We start from the raw sequence: 18809 nt of genomic DNA on the forward strand, positions 1-18809 counted from the left end.
GTCACTCACCACCACCGTCGCCACGACAACCGGCAGTGAGGACGCGACAACAGATTGACACCTTTACCGGCGTGAATGCAACTCTCATCGACGTTCTCTCATGCACACGCTCCCGCAAATGTGCGACCATCGATGCATGGCACCGAAGACCGCCCGCGCCCGCCGGCTCGGCATCGCCCTGCGTACCCACCGGGAGGCCGCCGGGCTGACGCTGGAGACCGCCGCGGATGAGATCAACAGCACCCGCAGCACGCTCTCCCGTTACGAGAACGCGCAGACGCTGGTCAGCCCGGCCACCGTGCGCGCCCTGCTCACCTCGTACGGGGTGGGCGCCGACGAGGTGGCCGCCGCGGTGCAGCTCGCCAAGGACGCGCGCAAGCCGGGCTGGTGGGTGTCCTACTCGTACCTGCTGGACCGGCGCACCATCGACTTCATCGCCCTCGAGGCCGAGGCCACCGCCATCGCCAACTTCGAGCCCTCCGTGGTGCCCGGGCTGCTGCAGACCGCCGACTACATCCGCGGGGTGATGCGCGGAGGGCCGCACACCCTCGGCGACGACCTGGTGGAGCAGCGGGTGAAGGTCCGGCTCGACCGCCAGCAGCGGCTCACCGCCGACGAGCCGCCCATCCTCGACGCGATCATCGACGAGGGCGCGCTGCTCCGGCCGGTAGGCGACCAGTCGGTGATGGACGGGCAGCTACGGCACCTGATCAAGATGGGCGAGCTGCCGAACATCACCGTCCAGGTGATCCCGCTCTCCGCCGGCTACCACCGGGGGACGCGGGGCTCGCTGCACATCTTGGAGTTCGCCGACCCGGAGGACCCGATCATCGCCTCGGTGGAGACCGTCGCCGGCCAGATGATCCTCGACCGCGCGGGCGAGACGCGTACCTGCACCAAGATCATGGAGCACCTGCGGAGCGTGGCGCTCAGCCCGGCGGACAGCCGCGATCAGCTCCAGTCACTGCTGAAGGGACGGTAGGACCGATGACACCGACGATCAGGGCGGCGCTGGACGCGGCCGGATGGCGCAAGAGCAGCCGCAGCGGCGACGAGGGCGCCTGCGTGGAGGTCGCCGCCATCCCGCGGCTGGTCGCCGTACGCGACTCCAAGGACCCGAGCGGCCCCGCGCTGCTGTTCCCGCCGGCCGCCTGGGCCGCCTTCGCCCAGGCACCGCCGCGCCACTGACCGGCAGGTCGCCGGCCCGGCGGCCGGGATCCCGCCAGCCTGGGGTGCCGGCGGACTCCCGGCCCTACGGCGTCGGGCCGGCGACCCGCCCCAGCCGAAGGCGTGCGCTCAGGCCACCAGTGGGCTGGGCTCCGGCGTGGCGCGCAGCGTCTCCAGTGCCGCGATCGCCACCCCCCGGGCGCCGGCCATGTCCCGGTCCGGCACCAGTGCGAAGGTCGCCACCGCGGCCTGCTCCTCGCGGAGCACGGTGTGCTCACGGACGGTCGCGAGGAACCAGTCGCGGAACTCCGGTGCCGCCTCCACCACCCCGCCCCCGACGAAGTAGGCGTGCGGGTCGGTGAAGTTGGCCGCCACGGTGAACAGTCGGCCCAGCGCCATCGCCTGCTGGGCGAAGAGGTCCCGGGCCAGCGCGTCGCCGCGCTCGCCGTAGCCACGCACCAGCCTGGCGGCCCGGCCCACCGGCTCGGCGGCCAGCGGGTGACCCGGATAGCGGGTGAGCCAGTACGGCAGCAGGTTGCGCTCGATGCCGGTCAGCGAGGCGACGCTCTCCACGTCTCCGGTGAAGCCGCAGGCGCAGGTCGGCACCGGCTGCTCCGGCCCGAGCACGCCGGTGAGCGGGATGTGCACGTGACCCAGTTCGCCCGCCATCCCGGCCGCGCCGGCGATCACCTTGCCCGCCTCCACCACGCCGCCGCCGAGGCCGGTGCCCACGATCGCGGAGACCGACGACCGGGTCATCGCGTCGGCTCCGAAGTGGACGTGGTGGGCGTACAGCGCGGCCGCGTTGCCGTCGTTGTGGTAGACCACCGGCAGACCGAGCCGGGCCTCGAGCGCGCCCCGCACGTCGAAGCCCCGCCATGCCGGCTGGGAGAAGTTGGTCGACCCCCGGGACGAGATGACACCGGCGGCGCTGGCCGGCCCGGGCGTGTCCAGCCCGACCGCGCGTACCAGCTCGCGGGGCACGCCGGTGTGCGCCAGCACGCCGTCCAGCGCCCGGGCCAACGCCTCGATCGCCGCCCCCGGGCCGGCCTGCACCTCGCTGGGGATCTCCAGCAGCCCGTCCACCAGGAACCGGCCGTCCACCGTCAGCACGGTGGCGTTGTTGCTGGTGCCACCGTTGTCCAGCCCGACGACCACCGGCACCCCTGCGCTGCCCACCGAAACCGCCTCCCGTCGTCGTGAATGTGAGCCGAGGCTAGTCCCGCGTCCGGTCCCCCGCCACGTTCCGCGGGCGCCGCAGAGGCCCCTGACGTCTGCCGGGGGCTTCCGCCACGAACAGGGGTACGGTCGGCCGGCCCGTGGCGAGCAGGTCAGAAGGGGCGGCGGGCGGTCACCGCGGTGGCATCCAGGTCCTCGTCGTGCCACACGCTCGGCACGAGCCCGAGGGCGTCGAAAGCCGTACAGAGTGCGTCCGCCTGCACGGCGCTCACCTCCACCACGAGGTGGCCACCGGGCGCCAGCCAGTGGACGGCGCCGGCAGCGACCCGGCGCAGCACGGCGAGCCCGTCCGGCCCACCGTCGAGCGCCACCGGGGCCTCGTGCAGCCGCGCCTCGCCGGGCATCAGCGCCACCGCGGCGGTGGGCACGTACGGGGCGTTGGCGACGACCAGGTCCAGCCGGCCGCGCCACCGCACCGGCAACGGCGTGAACAGGTCGCCCTGGAACACCTCCGCGCCGAGCCCGGCGAGGTTGCGACGGGCGCAGGCCACGGCCGCCGGGTCGATGTCGGCGGCGGCCAGCCAGCGCGGCGCGAGCCGGTGCGCCAGCACGACGGCGGCGGCGCCGGACCCGCAACAGAGATCCACCACGGCGGCCTGCGGGCCGGTGACCGCGGACGCCGCCTCGACCAGCAGGGCGGTGCGACCGCGCGGCACGAAGACACCGGCGGCGACGGCGATCCGTTGGCCGCAGAACTCGGCCCAGCCGAGCAGATGCTCCAGCGGTTCGCCGGCCACCCGACGGGCGGTCAGCTCCGCCAACGTGGCCGGGGAGTCGGCGGCGGCGAGCAGCAACTCGGCCTCGTCCTCGGCGTACACGCAACCGGCGGCGCGCAGCCGACCCACGAGGGCGGACCGGTCGGTGGAGCTGGGTGCCGCCATCAGGCCGGTTCGGCGGCGTCCAGCGCGCCGGCGATGTCGGCCACCAGGTCGGCGGTGTCCTCCACCCCGCAGGAGAGCCGGACGAAGCCGGGGCCGGTGTCGTCGCCCCACTGCGCCCGCCGGTCCGCCGTGGTGTGCAGGCCGCCGAAGGAGGTGGCCGCCGCCACCAGCCGGGCGGCCTCGACGAACCGGCTCACCCGGTCGGCGTCACCCAGGTCGAACGAGAGCACCCCCGGCATCCGGCGCATCTGCGCCGAGGCCACCGGGTACGCCGGGTCCTCCGGGCGCCCCGGCCAGCGCAGGCCGCTCACGTCCGGCCGGGCGGCGAGCAGCTCGGCGACCGCGGCGGCGTTCGCGGTCTGCCGGGCCAGCCGCAGGTCGAGGGTGGCCAGGGACCGGTGGGCCAGCCAGGCGTCGAACGCGCCCGGCACGGCACCGGTGGCGGTGCGCCAGACGGTCACTGCCTCGACCAGCTCGGCCGAGCGGCTGGCCACGTAGCCCAGCAGCAGGTCGGAGTGACCGGTCAGCGCCTTGGTGCCGGAGGCGACCACCAGGTCCGCGCCCAGGTCCAGCGGGCGCTGGCCCAGCGGCGTGGCCGTGGTGTTGTCCACCGCGAGCAGCGCGCCGGCGGCGTGCGCCCGCTCGGCCAGGGCGGCCACGTCGACCACGTCCAGACCCGGGTTGGCCGGGGTCTCCACCAGCACCAGCCGGACGCCCTCCAGCGACGGGTACGGCCCGACGGTCGGCACGAAGTGCACCTGGACGCCGATCGTCTCCAACGCGGCGGTGGCGAACGCCCGGACCGGGAAGTACCCGTCGGCGGGCAGCAGCACGGTGTCCCCGGGGCGCAGCAGCGTGAGCAGCGTCCCGGTGATGGCCGCCTGACCGCTGGCGAAGACCCGGCAGTCGCCGCCCTCCAGCTCGCCCACGGCCGCCTCCAGCAGACGCCGGGTCGGGTTGTCCGGGCGGCCGTAGCCGTTGGGCGAGCCGGCCGGGCCCTGCCACGGGTCGAGGTGGTACGGCGCGGCGAAGACCGGCCCGGGCAGGAACGGATCCCCCGGCGCCGGCTCGGGCAGTCCGGCGCGGACGCTGCGGGTGCCGTCGCCCAGCTCGTTCATCGGGTCCTCACTCGTACGACTCGGGTTTGGCGGTCCGGCTCATCAGGGTGTCCACGGCGAGGCGCGGGTCCATCCCCTCGTGGCAGATCCGCTCGACCTGCTCGGTGATCGGCATCTCCACCCCGTGCGCCCGGGCCAGGTCGCGGATCGCCAGGCAGCTCTTCACGCCCTCGGCGGTCTGCCGGGTGGCGGCCTGCGCCTGCTCCAGCGTCTCGCCCCGGCCCAGGTGCTCACCGAAGGTGCGGTTGCGCGCCAGCGGGGACGAGCAGGAGGCGACCAGGTCGCCCATGCCGGCCAGGCCGGCGAAGGTGATCGGGTCCGCGCCGAGCGCCACGCCCAGACGGGCGGTCTCGGCCAGCCCACGGGTCATCAGCATGGCCCGCGTGTTGTCGCCGAAGCCCATCGCGGTGGCGATGCCGTACGACAGGGCGATCACGTTCTTGACCGCACCGCCCAGCTCGCAGCCGATCACGTCGTCGTTCGTGTACGGGCGGAAGTAGGGCGTCCGGATCGACGACTGCACGAGCGCCGTCCGGTTGCTGTTCGTACCGGCGATCACCGTGGCGGCCGGCTGCTCGGCGGCGATCTCCGGGGCCAGGTTGGGGCCGGAGACCACCACCACCCGGTCCGCGGCCACCCCGGTGGTCTCGACGATGACCTCGCTCATCCGCTTGGTGGTGCCGAGCTCGATGCCCTTCATCAGCGACACCAGGGTCGCGTCCGGGTGCAGGTGCGCGGTCCACTTCGCGAGGTTGCCGCGCAGCGTCTGCGACGGCACGGCCAGCACCACCAGCTCGGCGCCGGTGATCGCCTCGGCGGCGTCGGCGGTGGCCGTTACCCGAGCGGGCAGCCGCACGTTCGGCAGGTACTCCGGGTTGCGTCCCTCGCTGCGGATGGCGTCGGCCACCGGCGACCGGCGGGCCCACACCGTCACCTCGCGCCCCGCGTCAGCGAGGATCTTGGCGAACGCGGTCCCCCACGAGCCCGCACCGAGCACCGCCACGTGCCCGCGCTCGCTCATTGGGCACCGCCCTGCTGGCGCTCGACGGCGGGCCGGGCCGGCCGTTCCCACAGCGGCGGCGGGGTGCCACCGCGGATCTCGGCGAGCATGTCGCGCAGCCGCAGCATGATGGCGTCCGTCATCTCTTCGAGGGTGGCCCGGGTGGGCGGGGCGCCCGCCCACCGGCTCAGGTCGATCGGTTCGCCGGCGACCACGGTCACCGGGATGCGCGGGCGGGGATTGATCCGGCTGGTGCGCGGGTCGAAGATGCGCTCCGGGCCCCACATCGCCAGCGGCACGACCGGCGCCCCGGTGGCCAGCGCCAGCCGGGCGGCCCCGGTCTTGGCCTTCATGGGCCACAGCTGGGGGTGCTTGGTGGTGGTGCCCTCCGGGTAGATGATCACGGCGCCGCCCTCGTTCAGCGCGTCGACCATCGCGTCGAGCGACCGGACGGCGTCAACGCTGCCCCGCTCGACGGGGATCTGCCGGCACCGGTGCAGGATCCAGCCGATCACCGGCACCCGGAACACGCTCGCCTTGCCCAGGTACTGCGGCCACCGACCGGAGTCGTAGATGAAGTGCGCGGAGACCAGCGGGTCGGCGTGCGAGATGTGGTTCGCCACGATGATCACGCCGCCGTCGCCGCGCAGGTGCTCCATGCCACGCCAGGTGCGCCGGGTCCAGACGGTCATCACCGGCTTGACCAGCGACACGGCGAACCGTTGCCAGAACCCCAGCCTCCGCCGTGCCACCGCGCCTCCTCGTACCGCCCCGACCCGCGCCGCGGACCCCGTCCGCGACACCCGCAGCGGAAATCATGCCTGCTCGCCCCGGGTACGGCCAGTGAGGGTCCCACCGTCCGGCTGGCAGGATTGCGGGCGTGAGTCAGCCGAGGTGGACAGTGGTGCTGCCGGTGAAGCGTCTGGCCGCCGCGAAGAGCCGGCTGCGGGGGGCGCTGCCGGGCGTACCGCACGAGGACCTGGCCCTCGCGCTGGCCGCCGACACGCTGCGTGCGCTGCTGGCCTGTCCGGCGGTCGCCGGGGTGCTGGTGGTCACCGACGACGCCCGGGTGGCGGCGACGGCCCGCGACGCCGGCGCCCGGGTGCTGCCCGACGAGCCCGACGCCGGCCTCAACGCCGCGTTCCGGCACGGTGCGGCGGCGGCCGGCGCCGGGTGGGTGGCGGGAATCACCGCGGACCTGCCCGCGCTGCGCCCGGCCGACCTGGCCGCCGCGCTGCACGCCGCGCGGTCCAACCCGGCCCGGGTACGCCGCTTCGTGCCGGACGCCCCGGGCGACGGCACGGTGCTGCTCGCCGCGCCACCCGGCGTACCCCTGGATCCGCGGTTCGGGCACGGCTCGGCGGCGGCGCACGCGGCCAGCGGGGCGCTGCCGCTGGTCGGCCGGTGGCCCACCCTGCGCCGCGACGTGGACACCGCGACGGACCTGGCGGCCGCCACCCGGCTGGGGCTCGGGCCGCGCACCGCCGCGCTGGTCGGTGCCGGTTGCGCGGCCGGCACCGCGGGCTGACCCCAGCGGTGTACGGTGCCAGGCATGCAGGGCACGGTGGCCACCTACGACGCGGCGTCCCGCAGCGGGGTACTGCTGCTCGACGACGGCACCGAACTGGCCTTCCCCACCCGGGCCTTCGACGCCTCCGGGCTGCGGCTGCTCCGGCTTGGCCAGCGGGTGCGCATCGACACCGATTCCGACGGCGAGGTCGTCCGGGTGACATTGCCGACGATGAGCTGAGCCGGCGGAGCCAAGTTCATTTTGCGTTAACCGGAATCGGGTGATTATGAGCGGGTGAGCACCCCTCGCGAGCACCCCGCCAGCCCGCCCGCCACCGATCCCACCGCCCCCCGCAACGGCACCCGACTGCGCGGCACCGACGGCCGCTACCGTCCCTCCCACGCCGAGCGCGCCGCCGCCCGCGCCGACGCGCCCGACACCGACCCGGCCGCCGCCTCCTCGGGCCTGGACGAGGTGCTCGATTCCGGCGCCCCGGCCACCGGGACCGACGAGCCACCGGCGCCCGCGCCGCTGCCGGAGGACCGGTTCCTCAACCGGGAGCTGTCCTGGCTCGACTTCAACGCCCGGGTCCTCACGCTCGCCGAGGACCAGCGCACTCCACTGCTGGAACGGGCCAAGTTCCTGGCCATCTTCGCCAGCAACCTCGACGAGTTCTACATGGTGCGCATCGCCGGGCTGAAGCGGCGTCTCTCCGCCGGCCTGCCGGTACGCGGCGGCGACCGGCTGCCCCTGCGGACCCAACTGGAGCTGATCGCGGAGCGGACGGCCGCGCTGGTCGCCCGGCACGCCGCCTGCTTCGTCGACGACGTGCTCCCCCGGCTGGCCGGCGAGGGCATCCGCATCCTGCGCTGGGGTGAGCTGGGCGACGCCGAACGGGAACGGCTGCGCACCTACTTCCGCGAGCACATCTTCCCGGTGCTGACCCCGCTCGCGGTCGACCCGGCGCACCCGTTCCCGTACATCTCCGGGCGCTCGCTCAACCTGGCCGTCGCGGTCCGCGACCCGGACGGCGGCTCGGAGCTGTTCGCCCGGGTGAAGGTGCCCAACAACGTCCCCCGTTTCGTCCGGGTGGACCGCGACCAGCCGGGCGTACGGATGCTGCCGGTGGAGGACCTGATCTCGGTGCACCTGGGGCAGCTCTTCAGCGGCATGCAGGTGGTCGAGTGCCACCTGTTCCGGGTCACCCGCAACGCCGAGGTGGAGGTCGACGAGGACCGCGACGAGGACCTGTTGCAGGCCCTGGAGCGGGAGCTGGCCCGGCGTCGGTTCGGCCCACCGGTCCGGTTGGAGGTGGCCGCGTCGATCTCCGACCACATGCTGGAGCTGCTGGTTCGCGAGCTGGACATGGACGACCAGGACGTGCTGCGGGTGCCGGGGCTGCTGGACCTCTCCGCGCTGTGGCAGGTCTACGGCGAGGCGGACCGGCCGGATCTCAAGGACCCGCCGTTCGTGCCGGCCACCCACCCCCGGCTCGCCGAGGGCGAGGTGCCTCGCAGCGTCTTCTCCACCCTGCGCGACGGCGACGTCCTGGTGCACCACCCGTACCACTCGTTCGCCACCAGCGTGCAACGCTTCATCGAGCAGGCCGCCGCCGACCCGGACGTGCTGGCCATCAAGCAGACCCTCTACCGCACCAGCGGCGATTCGCCGATCGTGGACGCGCTGGTCGACGCCGCCGCCGCCGGCAAGCAGGTGGTGGTGCTGGTGGAGGTGAAGGCCCGCTTCGACGAGGTGGCCAACATCGGCTGGGCGCGCACGTTGGAGCGCGCCGGCTGCCACGTGGTGTACGGCCTGGTCGGCCTGAAGACGCACTGCAAGACCGCCCTGGTGGTGCGCCAGGAGGGCAACCAGATCCGCCGGTACTGCCACATCGGCACCGGCAACTACCACCCCAAGACCGCCCGGCTCTACGAGGACTTCGGCATGCTCACCGCCGACCCGGAGATCGGCGCGGACCTGACCGACCTGTTCAACGTGCTCACCGGCTACAGCCGGCAGACCGCCTTCCGCCGGCTGCTGGTCGCGCCGACGGGCATCCGCAGCGGCCTGATCGAGCGGATCGAGCGGGAGATCTCGCACGTCCGGCTGGGCATGCCGGGCCTGGTCCAGTTCAAGGTCAACTCGCTGGTCGACGAGGAGCTGACCGACGCGCTGTACCGGGCCTCCCAGGCCGGCGTGCACGTCGACCTGCTCATCCGGGGCATGTGCACGCTGCGCCCGGGGGTGCCGGGGCTGTCGGACAACATCCGGGTCCGCTCGATCCTCGGCCGGTTCCTGGAGCACTCGCGCGTCTTCCGGTTCGGCAACAACGGGGAGGCCGAGTTCTGGATGGGCTCGGCGGACCTGATGCACCGCAACCTGGACCGGCGGGTGGAGGCACTGGTGCAGGTGAGCGACCCGGTCGCCCGGGCCGAGCTGGACCACGTGCTGACCGCCGCGATGGGCCCCGACGTGGACGCGTTCGAGCTGGCCGGGGACGGCACGTGGACCCGCCGTACCGGCGGCGACGAGGTGGTCCCGGCGCATCTGCAGGAACTGCTGTTGCGCCGGGTCGGTGGCACCGCCGGGTGAGCCACCGCGGCATAGGCTGACCAGATGGTGGAGGAGGAGCAGAAGTACGAGGCGGACGACGCCTACGTCCTGCCGGACCTGTCCGCCACGGCCCCGGCCGGCGGGCGGGTTCGGGAGCTGCCGCCGGTGACGCTGGTCGCCAGCTATCTCGACACCGTCGACCTGCGACTGGCCCGGGCCGGTGTCTCGCTGCGCCACCGCCAGGGCGACGAGCCGCCCTGGACGGTGAAGCTCCCCACCGACACACCGGGGATCCGGCACGAGATCTCCCGGGCCGGGCCGACCGGGGAGCCACCGCCGGAGCTGGTGGAGCTGGTCACGGTCTTCCACCGGGGCGCGCCGCTGGCTCCGGTGGCCGTGGTGCGCACCGTCCGGCGCGCGTACGAGGTCTGCGATCCGGCCGGTGCGGTGTTGGCCGAGGTGGTCGACGACCGGGTCACGGTGCTCGACGGCACCGGCGCCACCACCGACGCCTTCCGTGAGCTGGAGGTGGAACGCAAGGCCGGTGACCGGGAGCTGCTGGACCGGGTCGGCGCGGTGCTGCGCGACGCCGGCGCCCGGGGCGGCTCCTTCACCCCGAAGCACGTGCGGGCGCTGGGCGCGGCGGCGCGGGCCGAACCGGACCTGGTCACGCCGACCGGGCTGCCGGCCGCGCCGACCGCCGGCGACGTGGTCACCGAGGCGGTCCGGCACGGGGTACGCCGGCTGCTGACGCACGACCCGCTGGTCCGGCTGCGCGCCCCACTCGGCGACGGGGACACCGCCGTGCACCAGATGCGGGTGGCGTGCCGGCGGCTCCGCAGCGATCTGCGCACCTTCGCGCCGCTGGTCCGCACCTCCTGGGCCCGTCCGCTGCGCGCCGAGCTGCACTGGCTGGCCGGGGTGCTCGGCGCGGCCCGTGACGTCGAGGTGCTGCGGGACCGGTTGCGGCGCACCGCGACCGCCGATCCACTCAGCCCACTCGACCCGGCCGCCGTGGACCGACTGGACGACGTGCTCGCCGAGCGGCAGCGGCGGGCGCTGGCCGCCGTCGACGACGCGCTGCGCTCCCGGCGCTACCTGGCCCTGGTGGACGCCCTCGTGCTGGCCGCGCGCTCCCCCCGGCTCACCCGCCGGGCGGGCGCCCCGGCGAAGCGGGCGTTGCCCCGGCTGGTGGCCCGCCCGTGGCGGCGGCTCACCGGCCCGGACGGGGTGGACGGCCTCGACCCGGCGGCGGCGGACGAGCGCTGGCACACCGTCCGCAAGGAGGGCAAGCAGGCCCGGTACGCGGTCGGCGCGGTGGCACCGGCGCTGGGCCGGGGCGCCCGGCGGCTGTCCCGCGCGCTGGCCCGGGTGCAGGACGTGCTGGGCGAGCACCAGGACGCCGCCGTGGCCGCGGACACCTGGCTGGGCATCGCCGCCGAGCGGTCGACGGACCACGACCTGGCGGTCACCGCCGGGCGGCTGGCCGAGCGCGAACGCGAGACGGTACGCCGGATGCGGACGCGGTTCCCGGCCGCCTGGCACCGGGCCACCCGCCGCCGGCGGACCCGATGGTTGCCGTGACCGGCATCCGGGCGGCCGGCGGGGTGGCCTGGCGGCCGTCCGCCGAGGGCGTGCAGGTCTGCCTGGTGCACCGTCCCCGCTACGGCGACTGGTCGCTGCCGAAGGGCAAGCTGGAGCCGGGCGAGCATCCGCTGCTGGCCGCCGTGCGTGAGGTGGCCGAGGAGAGCGACGTACGCGGCGTCCCGCAGGTACGCCTGCCGTCGGCGCGCTACCGCAGCGAGGGCCAGCCCAAGGTGGTCGACTACTGGTCGATGCGGGCGGTCGCCGAGGGCGGCTTCCAGCCCGGCACCGAGGTGGACGACGTGCGCTGGCTCGCCGTGGACGAGGCGATCCGCCTGGTCAGCTACCCGCACGACGCCGAGGTGCTGGCGGCGTTCGCCGCGCTCCCGCCGGTGACCGGGACAGTCGCGCTGGTCCGGCACGCGCACGCCGGCAAGCGGGCCACCTGGTCCGGCCCCGACATCGGCCGGCCGCTGGACGCCGAGGGGTGGGCGCAGGCCCACCTCCTGGCCGGGCTGGTGGCGCTGATCCGCCCGCAGCGGTTGCTCTCCGCCTCCGCGCGGCGCTGCGTGCAGACGCTGGACCCGACGGCCGCGCTGCTCGACCTGCCGATCGAGATCTGCGGCGATCTAGACGAACCGCAACCCGGCCAGCAGCCCGACGAGCGGATCCTGGCCACCGCGGCCCGGCTGTTGGAGCTGGGCGGCACGGACGGCCGGGCCGCGGTGTGCAGTCAGGGCAAGGTGCTACCGGGCGCGCTGGAGCGGCTGACCGGCCGCGCCGACAAGGACTTCACCACGCCGAAGGGCGGCGGCTGGCTGCTCGCCTTCACCGCCGACCGACTGCTCGCCGCCGACCGCCTCTAGCGAGCCCGGGCACGCCGAAGGGCGCCCACCGGCCGCGGTGGACGCCCCTTCGAGTCGGCCGTACGGTCAGCGCTTGCTGGCCGCCTTCTTGGCCGGGGACTTCTTCGCGGGCGCTTTCTTGGCCGCCGCGCTCTTGCTCGCCGTGGCGGCGGTCTTCTTCGCCGCGGTGGACTTGCTGGCCGCGGCGCTCTTCTTCGCCGGGGCGGTCTTCTTGCTGGCGGCCGTCTTGGTCGCCGTGGTGGTCTTGGTGGCCTTGGCCGCGGCGGTCTTCTTGCTGGCCGCCGTGGTGGCCTTGGTGCCGGCGGCCTTCGCGCCGGCCGCCTTGGTGCCGGTCGCCTTGGCGCCGGCGGCCTTGGTGCCCGTCGCCTTCGCACCGGTGGTCTTGGTGGCGGGTGTGGTGCTGGCGGCGGCCTTCTTCGCCGCCGCCGTGGCCTTCGGCACCTTGCCGCTGGCCACCATCTCCTTGAACCCGGCGCCGGCGCGGAAGGTCGGGACGGACGTCTTCTTGACCTTCACCGCCTCGCCGGTACGCGGGTTGCGCGCTGTTCGCGCGCCACGCACACGCTTTTCGAAGGCACCGAAACCGGTGATCGCCACCTTCTCGCCCTTGGTGACCGCCGCCTGGACCTCAGCGAGGACCGCGTCGAGCGCGGCCGTCGCCGTCTTCCGGTCCCCCAGGCGAACGGCGAGCGCCTCGATGAGCTCGGCCTTGTTCACGACTTCCTCCCGATTGTGCAACTGACTCGACGCGAGCCATTCTGCGCGCACGGTATGCCCTGTGCTGCCGGGACACAAACATTCGGTGGAAAAAAGCCCTTGTGTCGTAACGGATTCGCCCTCACCGGCGGGTCCGGTGAGGGCGAAATCCGATGCGCGATCGGGCGTACGGTCACGCCACCGATGGCAGGAACGGCGCTCTGCCCGCCTCGTACGCGTCGATGTCGGCCGCGTGCCGGAGGGTGAGTCCAATGTCGTCCAGGCCCTCCATCAACCGCCACCGGCTGAAGTCGTCCAGCGGGAACGACCAGCTGGCGTCACCGGCCCGGAGCTGGCGGGCGGTCAGGTCGACGGTCACCGGCGTACGCGGATCCGACTCGATGAGATCCCAGATCTGCTCCACCACTGTCAATTCCAACTCGACGGGGAGCAGACCCTCCTTGAGGGCGTTGCCGTGGAAGATGTCGCCGAAGCGCGGGGAGACGACCGCCCGGAACCCCCAGTCCCGCAGCGCCCACACGGCGTGCTCCCGAGAAGATCCGGTGCCGAACTCCGGGCCGGCGACAAGGATCGACGCACCGGAATACGCCTGATTGTTGAGCACGAATGCGGGATCCTCCCGCCAGGCGCTGAACAGTCCGTCGGCGAAACCGGTGCGGGTCACCCGCTTGAGGTACACGGCCGGAATGATCTGATCGGTGTCCACATTGGAACGGCGCAACGGCAGGGCCGTGCCGGTGTGGGTGGTGAACCTCTCCATCTGCTCGGTCCCTTCTACAGATCGGCGGGGGCGGCCAGCCGGCCGACCACGGCGGTGGCGGCGGCGACCGGCGGGGAGACCAGGTGCGTACGCCCGCCCCGGCCCTGGCGGCCCTCGAAGTTGCGGTTGGAGGTGGAGGCGGAGCGCTCGCCGGGCTTCAGCGTGTCGGGGTTCATGCCCAGGCACATGGAGCAGCCGGCGAACCGCCACTCGGCGCCGGCGTCGGCGAACACCTTGTCCAGCCCCTCGGCCTCGGCGGCCTCGCGCACCGCGGCGGAGCCGGGCACCACGAGCATCCGTACCCCGTCGGCCACCCGGTGACCGCGCAGCACGTCGGCGGCGGCCCGCAGGTCCTCCAGCCGACCGTTGGTGCAGGAGCCCACGAAGACCACGTCGATGGGCAGCTCGCGCAGCGGCGTGCCGGGGCGCAGGTCCATGTACTCCAGTGCCCGGCGGGCGGCGGCCCGCTCGGAGTCGGTGGCGAAGCCGTCCGGGTCCGGCACCGGGGCGCTCAGCGGTGCGCCCTGGCCCGGGTTGGTGCCCCAGGTGACGAACGGCGTGATCCCGCTGGCGTCCAGGGTCACCTCGGCGTCGAAGCGCGCGCCCTCGTCGGTGGGCAGGGTCCGCCACCAGCCGAGCGCCGCGTCCCAGTCGGCGCCCTGCGGCGCGTTCGGCCGACCCTTGAGGTACGCGAAGGTGGTCTCGTCCGGCGCGATCATGCCGGCCTTGGCGCCCCACTCGATGGACATGTTCGCGATGGTCATCCGCCCCTCCATGGAGAGGGCGCGGATCGCCTCGCCGCGGTACTCGACGATGTGGCCGCGACCGCCGCCGGTGCCCACCTGGGCGATCAGGGCGAGCACCAGGTCCTTGGCGGTGACGCCGGGGGCGAGCTGGCCGGTCACGTTCACGGCCATGGTCTTCGGCCGGCTCTGCGGCAGCGTCTGGGTGGCCAGCACGTGCTCCACCTCGCTGGTGCCGATGCCGAAGGCGAGCGCGCCGAACGCGCCGTGCGTGGCGGTGTGCGAGTCGCCGCAGACGATGGTCATGCCCGGCTGGGTGAGGCCGAGCTGCGGGCCGATGACGTGCACGATGCCCTGGTTCTCGTCGCCCAGCGGGTGCAGCCGCACGCCGAACTCGGCGCAGTTGCGGCGCAGCGTCTCGATCTGCGTACGCGACGTCGGGTCCGCGATGGTGAGCAGGTCACCGCGGCGGGACCGGAACGCCGGATCGGCGTACCCGGTCGGGGTGTTGTGGTCCTCGGTCGCGAGCGTGAGGTCGGTACGGCGCACCCGGCGCCCGGCGAGCCGCAGCCCGTCGAAGGCCTGCGGGCTGGTCACCTCGTGCAGCAGGTGCAGGTCGATGAAGAGCAGGTCCGGTTCACCAGCGGCGGACCGTACGACGTGCGCGTCCCAGACCTTCTCGGCCAGGGTCCTCGGCTCAGGAGTGACTCCCACCATCTGGACATCCTAAATTCTGGGAGGTAAGTTTCGGCTTGTGGGACACAGTATGAGCGGTGTCGGCGTTCTCGACAAGGCGGTGGTCATCCTGGCCGCCTGCGTCGACGGCGCCAGCCTGGCCGAACTCGTTGAACGCACGAAGCTGCCCCGGGCCACCGCGCACCGGCTGGCACAGGCCCTGGAGATCCATCGGATGCTGGTCCGGGACACCCAGGGCCGCTGGCGGCCCGGCCCCCGACTGGGCGAGCTGGCCAACGCCGCGCCGGACGTGCTGCTGACCGCCGCCGAGCCGCTGCTGGCCGCGCTGCGCGACGCCACCGGCGAGAGCGCGCAGCTCTACCTGCGCCGCGCCGACGAGCGCATCTGCGTGGCCGCGGCGGAACGCGCCAGCGGCCTGCGGGACACCGTGCCGGTCGGGTCGGTGCTGCCGATGACGGCCGGCTCCGCGGCACAGATCCTGCTCGCCTGGGAACCGCCGGAGGCGGTGATGCCGCTGCTCCCCCGCAGCAAGTTCACCGGCCGCACCCTGGCCGAGGTACGCCGCCGCGGGTGGGCGCAGAGCGTCGCCGAGCGGGAGGCGGGTGTGGCGAGCGTCTCCGCCCCAATCCGGGACCGCACCGGCCGGGTGATCGCCTCGGTCAGCATCTCCGGACCGATCGAACGCCTCGGCCGCCGCCCCGGCGAACGCCACGCCATGGCCGTGGTGAGAGCCGGCCAACGCCTCTCCGGCCTCTGACCCACCCAGGGCTGACCCCCCACCCCGGTCGGGTGGGAATGGGAAGAGCCCGTCTCGCGGATGCGAGACGGGCTCTGGTGGTTGTAGCCCCGACCGGATTCGAACCGGCGCTACCGCCTTGAGAGGGCGGCGTCCTGGGCCGCTAGACGACGGGGCCAGGCACTTCTCCTGCTTCACCGCCCTGGCGAGCGGTGCCGCTGTAGTCTAGCGGCACCGCCGGAGAGGGCGATGACGGGGTCCGGGCACGCACGCCGACCGCGACGACCGGGTACGAGAGCGCGCAGGCCACCCGCGCGGCAGGGCCCCGGACGCGAAACAGCCCGCCTCACCGTGGTGAGACGGGCTGCCACTCTGTAGCCCCGACCGGATTCGAACCGGCGCTACCGCCTTGAGAGGGCGGCGTCCTGGGCCGCTAGACGACGGGGCCAGAACAACTTGTGCTCCTCGACCCTCGCGGGCAGAGGAGCTGCACTCTACCAGAGATCGACACCGCTCCCGAAGGAGCGGCGCCAACCACCGTCAGAATCCAGCGTCCGGGATTCTCGCGAATCCCCGGTTGCGCTGGGGTACCAGGACTCGAACCTAGACTAACTGAACCAGAATCAGTCGGGCTGCCAATTACCCCATACCCCATTGGCCCCTTGCGGCGCCGGGAATGAACTTTACCCTCCCGGTGCCGGCAGGCCAAATCCGATCCCCCGAACCGCCCCTGAGCTGCGGAAACAGGGCACCAGACGGATCAGGCGACGGGGACCACCGGGTTGGTGAGCTCGCCGATCCCCTCGATCCGCACGCTGACCGTATCCCCCTCGACGAGCGGGCTAACCCCCGCCGGAGTGCCGGTGAGCACCACGTCGCCGGGCAGCAGCGTCATCACGTGCGAGATGTACGACACCAGCCCCGGCACGTCGAAGACCATGTCCTTGGTCCGGCCGAGCTGGCGTACCTCCATCTCGTCCGGATTGCGGCCCACCTCACACCGGATCTCCAGGTCGGAGACGTCCAGGCCGGTGGTGATCCACGGTCCGATCGGGCAGAACGAGTCGAAGCCCTTGGCCCGGGTCCACTGCCCGTCCGAGCGCTGGAGGTCGCGCGCGGTGACGTCGTTCGCGCAGGTGTAGCCGAAGATTGCGCGCTCGGCGGCGGCCCGGTCGGCCCGGCGCGCCCCGGGCGCCCCGATCACCACCGCGAGTTCCGCCTCGTGTTCGACCTGCTTCGAGAAGATCGGCAACCGGATGGCGTCCCGCGGCCCGATCACCGAGGTGGACGGCTTGAGGAAGAGCAGCGGCTCCTTCGGAACCTCGCTGCCGTGCTCGGCGGCGTGGTCGGCGTAGTTGCGGCCGACACAGACCACCTTGCTGGGCAGGATCGGCGAGAGCAGCCGGACGTCGGAGAGGGCCCAGCGGGCACCGCTGAACGTGAGTTGGCCGAACGGGTGGCCCTCGATCTCGGCGATGGTCAGGCCCTCCGACCCGACCTCCGCTTCGCCTTCGACGGCTCCGAACGACATTCCCTTGGCATGAGCGAAACGAGCGATACGCACCCGGCCAATCTATCCCCGCCGGGACGCCTGACCACCAGGACCGGCGGCGCCGGACCGGCGGGTGTGGGCAGCGGCACCCTAGCGCAGCCGACGGCGGGCGGGGCGAGCTTCCGGACTTCGTACCCGCACGAAGGCAGCCCGCCCCTAGCGTCGGCTCCGGAGGTTCGTTCGTATGCCTGCATCGACACGACACCACAGAGCCCTCGCAGTGTTCGTCCACTGCCTCGGCATCCTCGCCGCCCTGCCGGCACTGCCCGCGGCGGCTCCGGAGGCGGCGGCCGCGCCACGACCGGCAGCGACCCCGCCACGACCAGCCGTGACCGCGCCACCCGCGGCGGCGACCACGTCCCGCCCGGCGCTCCCCGCGACGGCCACCACGACGCCGGCGACCCCGCCGCGTCCGGCCACCACCGGGGCCGCCCCGGCGACCGTAGCCGCGCCGGTGGCGGTGGCGGTGGCGCCCACGCCGCCGTCGGCCCCACCGGCCGTGGCGCCGCCCTCCCGGGCACCGGCCTCGGTGCCCCCGCCGCCGGTCACGGTGGCGGTCGCCCCGGAGAGCAGCCCCGCGCCGAGGTACCGCATCCGGGTGAGCAACCAGGGCAACGCGCCGGTGGACACCACCGTCCGCCAGGAGCTGCCACCGGGCTCGTCGGCCACCTCGATCAGCGCCGGTGGCTGGGCCACCCGCACCGGCGGGTCCGCCGCCGAGGTGACCTGGCGGCTGAAGCTGCCAGCCCGCAGCACCACCACGCTGGGCACCGCGCTCACCGCGACCGCGCCCGGCCAGCCGATCACCGCGCCGGCCTGCGCGTTCACCAGCGACGGCAGCCGGCCGTACGACTGCGCCACGGCAACCTGGCAGGCGGCGGCCCCGCCGGCCGCCGAGGTCACCGAGGCGCCCGCCTGGCGCCGGATCCCGGTGCTGCTGGCCGGGCTCGCCGTGCTGCTGCTGCTCACCGCCGGCCTGGCCTGGATCTGGCACCGGCGGCGCGGGCGTCGACGGGTCGTCGCCGCGGCCCTCGCCAGCGGCGGCGGGCCGGCCACCGGTGGCACGGACGGTCGCGGCACCGTGTACCCGCGGCCGGCCACTCCCACCCCGAGCGCGCGCCGGCGCACCCCGCCGGTGTGGCTGCTGGTGGGCACGGCCGTGGCCGTGCTGGCCGGGGTGGTCGGCGCGGTGGGCTGGACGGCCACCCAACGGGTCGCGGCGATCGACACCCAGAAGCAACCGACCAGCGGCGCCTGGATGGGCACCGGGGTCTCCGGGCCGGTGGGTGTGCCGCTGCGTGAGTCGGCGTTCGAGTTCACCGTGTACCGGGTGTCCTGCGCCACGGCAGGCAGCGCCGGCGGCACGACCGGGGGTCGGCGGTGCCAGGCCACGGTCGGGGTGCGCAACGTCACCGGCGAGCAGCAGCCCTGGCACGGCAAGCTGCAACGGGCCTACCTGCCCGGCGGGCGCTTCGTGAGCACCGACGAGCCGGCCACCCGGGTGGCGAACCTGGGGCGCGACGTCTTCGCCGACCCGGTGGCCGCGGGTAGCCGGGTGGTGCTGCCGCTGGTGTTCACCGTCGACGGGCGGGACCAACCGCGGCAGCTGGAGCTGCGCAGCGGGGTGTTCTCCGCGGGCGTGCGGGTGGACATGCCCTGATCGGCGGTCGGGCGGCGGTCGTACCCT

General features: G+C 74.0%; 18 protein-coding genes and 3 tRNA genes. 9 read left to right on the top strand and 12 right to left on the bottom strand.

Annotated elements, in window-relative coordinates:
- Positions 1-136: 136 nt before the first annotated feature.
- Both ACFOW4_RS25870 and ACFOW4_RS25875 read left to right on the top strand, forming a co-directional pair.
- Positions 137-982, top strand: a complete 846-nt coding sequence (locus ACFOW4_RS25870; RefSeq protein ID WP_377532358.1) for a helix-turn-helix domain-containing protein — start codon at positions 137-139, stop codon at positions 980-982.
- A 5-nt stretch (positions 983-987) separates the two neighbouring features.
- Positions 988-1188: a DUF397 domain-containing protein gene (locus ACFOW4_RS25875; protein WP_377532360.1), complete on the top strand. Its 201-nt coding sequence runs from the start codon at positions 988-990 to the stop codon at positions 1186-1188.
- A 108-nt stretch (positions 1189-1296) separates the two neighbouring features.
- Here the strand turns inward: ACFOW4_RS25875 and ACFOW4_RS25880 are convergent, their stop codons facing one another.
- The 5 genes from ACFOW4_RS25880 to ACFOW4_RS25900 form a co-directional block, all read right to left on the bottom strand.
- Entirely contained in the window at positions 1297-2346 is a 1050-nt protein-coding gene (locus ACFOW4_RS25880; RefSeq protein WP_377532363.1) for an ROK family protein, read from the bottom strand.
- A gap of 152 nt (positions 2347-2498) precedes the next feature.
- Positions 2499-3287 carry a putative protein N(5)-glutamine methyltransferase gene (locus ACFOW4_RS25885; RefSeq protein ID WP_377532366.1) on the bottom strand — a complete coding sequence of 263 codons (789 nt, stop codon included), beginning with the start codon at positions 3285-3287 and terminating at the stop codon, positions 2499-2501.
- On the bottom strand, positions 3287-4405 hold the full coding sequence (locus ACFOW4_RS25890; RefSeq protein ID WP_377532369.1) for a cystathionine gamma-lyase: 1119 nt from the start codon (positions 4403-4405) through the stop codon (positions 3287-3289). The genes ACFOW4_RS25885 and ACFOW4_RS25890 overlap by 1 nt, the downstream gene beginning before the upstream one ends.
- A gap of 7 nt (positions 4406-4412) precedes the next feature.
- A complete protein-coding gene (locus tag ACFOW4_RS25895; protein ID WP_377532372.1) occupies positions 4413-5426 on the bottom strand; it encodes an NAD(P)H-dependent glycerol-3-phosphate dehydrogenase in 1014 nt (337 codons plus the stop codon).
- A complete protein-coding gene (locus tag ACFOW4_RS25900) occupies positions 5423-6157 on the bottom strand; it encodes a lysophospholipid acyltransferase family protein (RefSeq protein WP_377532375.1) in 735 nt (244 codons plus the stop codon). The genes ACFOW4_RS25895 and ACFOW4_RS25900 overlap by 4 nt, the downstream gene beginning before the upstream one ends.
- A 128-nt stretch (positions 6158-6285) precedes the next feature.
- Between ACFOW4_RS25900 and cofC the strand changes: the two genes are divergently transcribed.
- From cofC to ACFOW4_RS25925, 5 genes are read left to right on the top strand one after another with little or no spacing between them, the layout of a single operon-like run.
- A complete protein-coding gene (gene cofC / locus ACFOW4_RS25905) occupies positions 6286-6933 on the top strand; it encodes a 2-phospho-L-lactate guanylyltransferase (protein ID WP_377532377.1) in 648 nt (215 codons plus the stop codon).
- A 24-nt stretch (positions 6934-6957) separates the two neighbouring features.
- The gene (locus tag ACFOW4_RS25910) at positions 6958-7155 is read left to right on the top strand and encodes a cold-shock protein (protein ID WP_377532379.1); all 198 of its coding nucleotides are present in this window, start codon (positions 6958-6960) and stop codon (positions 7153-7155) included.
- A gap of 54 nt (positions 7156-7209) precedes the next feature.
- A complete protein-coding gene (locus tag ACFOW4_RS25915) occupies positions 7210-9507 on the top strand; it encodes an RNA degradosome polyphosphate kinase (RefSeq protein ID WP_377532382.1) in 2298 nt (765 codons plus the stop codon).
- 24 nt (positions 9508-9531) lie between these two features.
- Positions 9532-11052, top strand: a complete 1521-nt coding sequence (locus ACFOW4_RS25920; RefSeq protein WP_377532385.1) for a CHAD domain-containing protein — start codon at positions 9532-9534, stop codon at positions 11050-11052.
- Complete coding sequence (locus ACFOW4_RS25925) at positions 11040-11918, top strand: NUDIX domain-containing protein (RefSeq protein ID WP_377532388.1); 879 nt, start codon at positions 11040-11042, stop codon at positions 11916-11918. Before ACFOW4_RS25920 ends, ACFOW4_RS25925 begins: the two co-directional genes overlap by 13 nt.
- A gap of 66 nt (positions 11919-11984) precedes the next feature.
- On the opposite strand, the gene ACFOW4_RS25930 is transcribed toward ACFOW4_RS25925, so the two are convergent.
- The 3 genes from ACFOW4_RS25930 to leuC form a co-directional block, all read right to left on the bottom strand.
- Positions 11985-12635, bottom strand: a complete 651-nt coding sequence (locus tag ACFOW4_RS25930) for an HU family DNA-binding protein (RefSeq protein WP_377532390.1) — start codon at positions 12633-12635, stop codon at positions 11985-11987.
- Positions 12636-12807: 172 nt separating this feature from the next.
- Complete coding sequence (gene leuD / locus ACFOW4_RS25935) at positions 12808-13395, bottom strand: 3-isopropylmalate dehydratase small subunit (RefSeq protein WP_377532393.1); 588 nt, start codon at positions 13393-13395, stop codon at positions 12808-12810.
- A 14-nt stretch (positions 13396-13409) separates the two neighbouring features.
- Entirely contained in the window at positions 13410-14855 is a 1446-nt protein-coding gene (leuC, locus tag ACFOW4_RS25940; RefSeq protein ID WP_377532396.1) for a 3-isopropylmalate dehydratase large subunit, read from the bottom strand.
- 49 nt (positions 14856-14904) lie between these two features.
- Between leuC and ACFOW4_RS25945 the strand changes: the two genes are divergently transcribed.
- Positions 14905-15591, top strand: a complete 687-nt coding sequence (locus ACFOW4_RS25945) for an IclR family transcriptional regulator (protein WP_007456408.1) — start codon at positions 14905-14907, stop codon at positions 15589-15591.
- An 84-nt stretch (positions 15592-15675) separates the two neighbouring features.
- Here the strand turns inward: ACFOW4_RS25945 and ACFOW4_RS25950 are convergent.
- From ACFOW4_RS25950 to ACFOW4_RS25965, 4 genes are all read right to left on the bottom strand, one after another.
- Positions 15676-15748 (bottom strand) — tRNA-Glu (locus ACFOW4_RS25950).
- 197 nt (positions 15749-15945) lie between these two features.
- A tRNA-Glu gene (locus ACFOW4_RS25955) sits at positions 15946-16018 on the bottom strand.
- 134 nt (positions 16019-16152) lie between these two features.
- Positions 16153-16224, bottom strand: a tRNA-Gln gene (locus tag ACFOW4_RS25960).
- A 106-nt stretch (positions 16225-16330) separates the two neighbouring features.
- A complete protein-coding gene (locus ACFOW4_RS25965; RefSeq protein WP_377532398.1) occupies positions 16331-17134 on the bottom strand; it encodes a fumarylacetoacetate hydrolase family protein in 804 nt (267 codons plus the stop codon).
- A gap of 172 nt (positions 17135-17306) precedes the next feature.
- Here ACFOW4_RS25965 and ACFOW4_RS25970 point away from each other — a divergent pair, with 172 nt between their 5' ends.
- The gene (locus ACFOW4_RS25970) at positions 17307-18782 is read left to right on the top strand and encodes a hypothetical protein (protein WP_377532400.1); all 1476 of its coding nucleotides are present in this window, start codon (positions 17307-17309) and stop codon (positions 18780-18782) included.
- Positions 18783-18809 lie beyond the last annotated feature (27 nt).

The sequence above is a fragment of the Micromonospora sp. GCM10011542 genome, from assembly GCF_042650685.1.
Lineage (GTDB): Bacteria > Actinomycetota > Actinomycetes > Mycobacteriales > Micromonosporaceae > Micromonospora.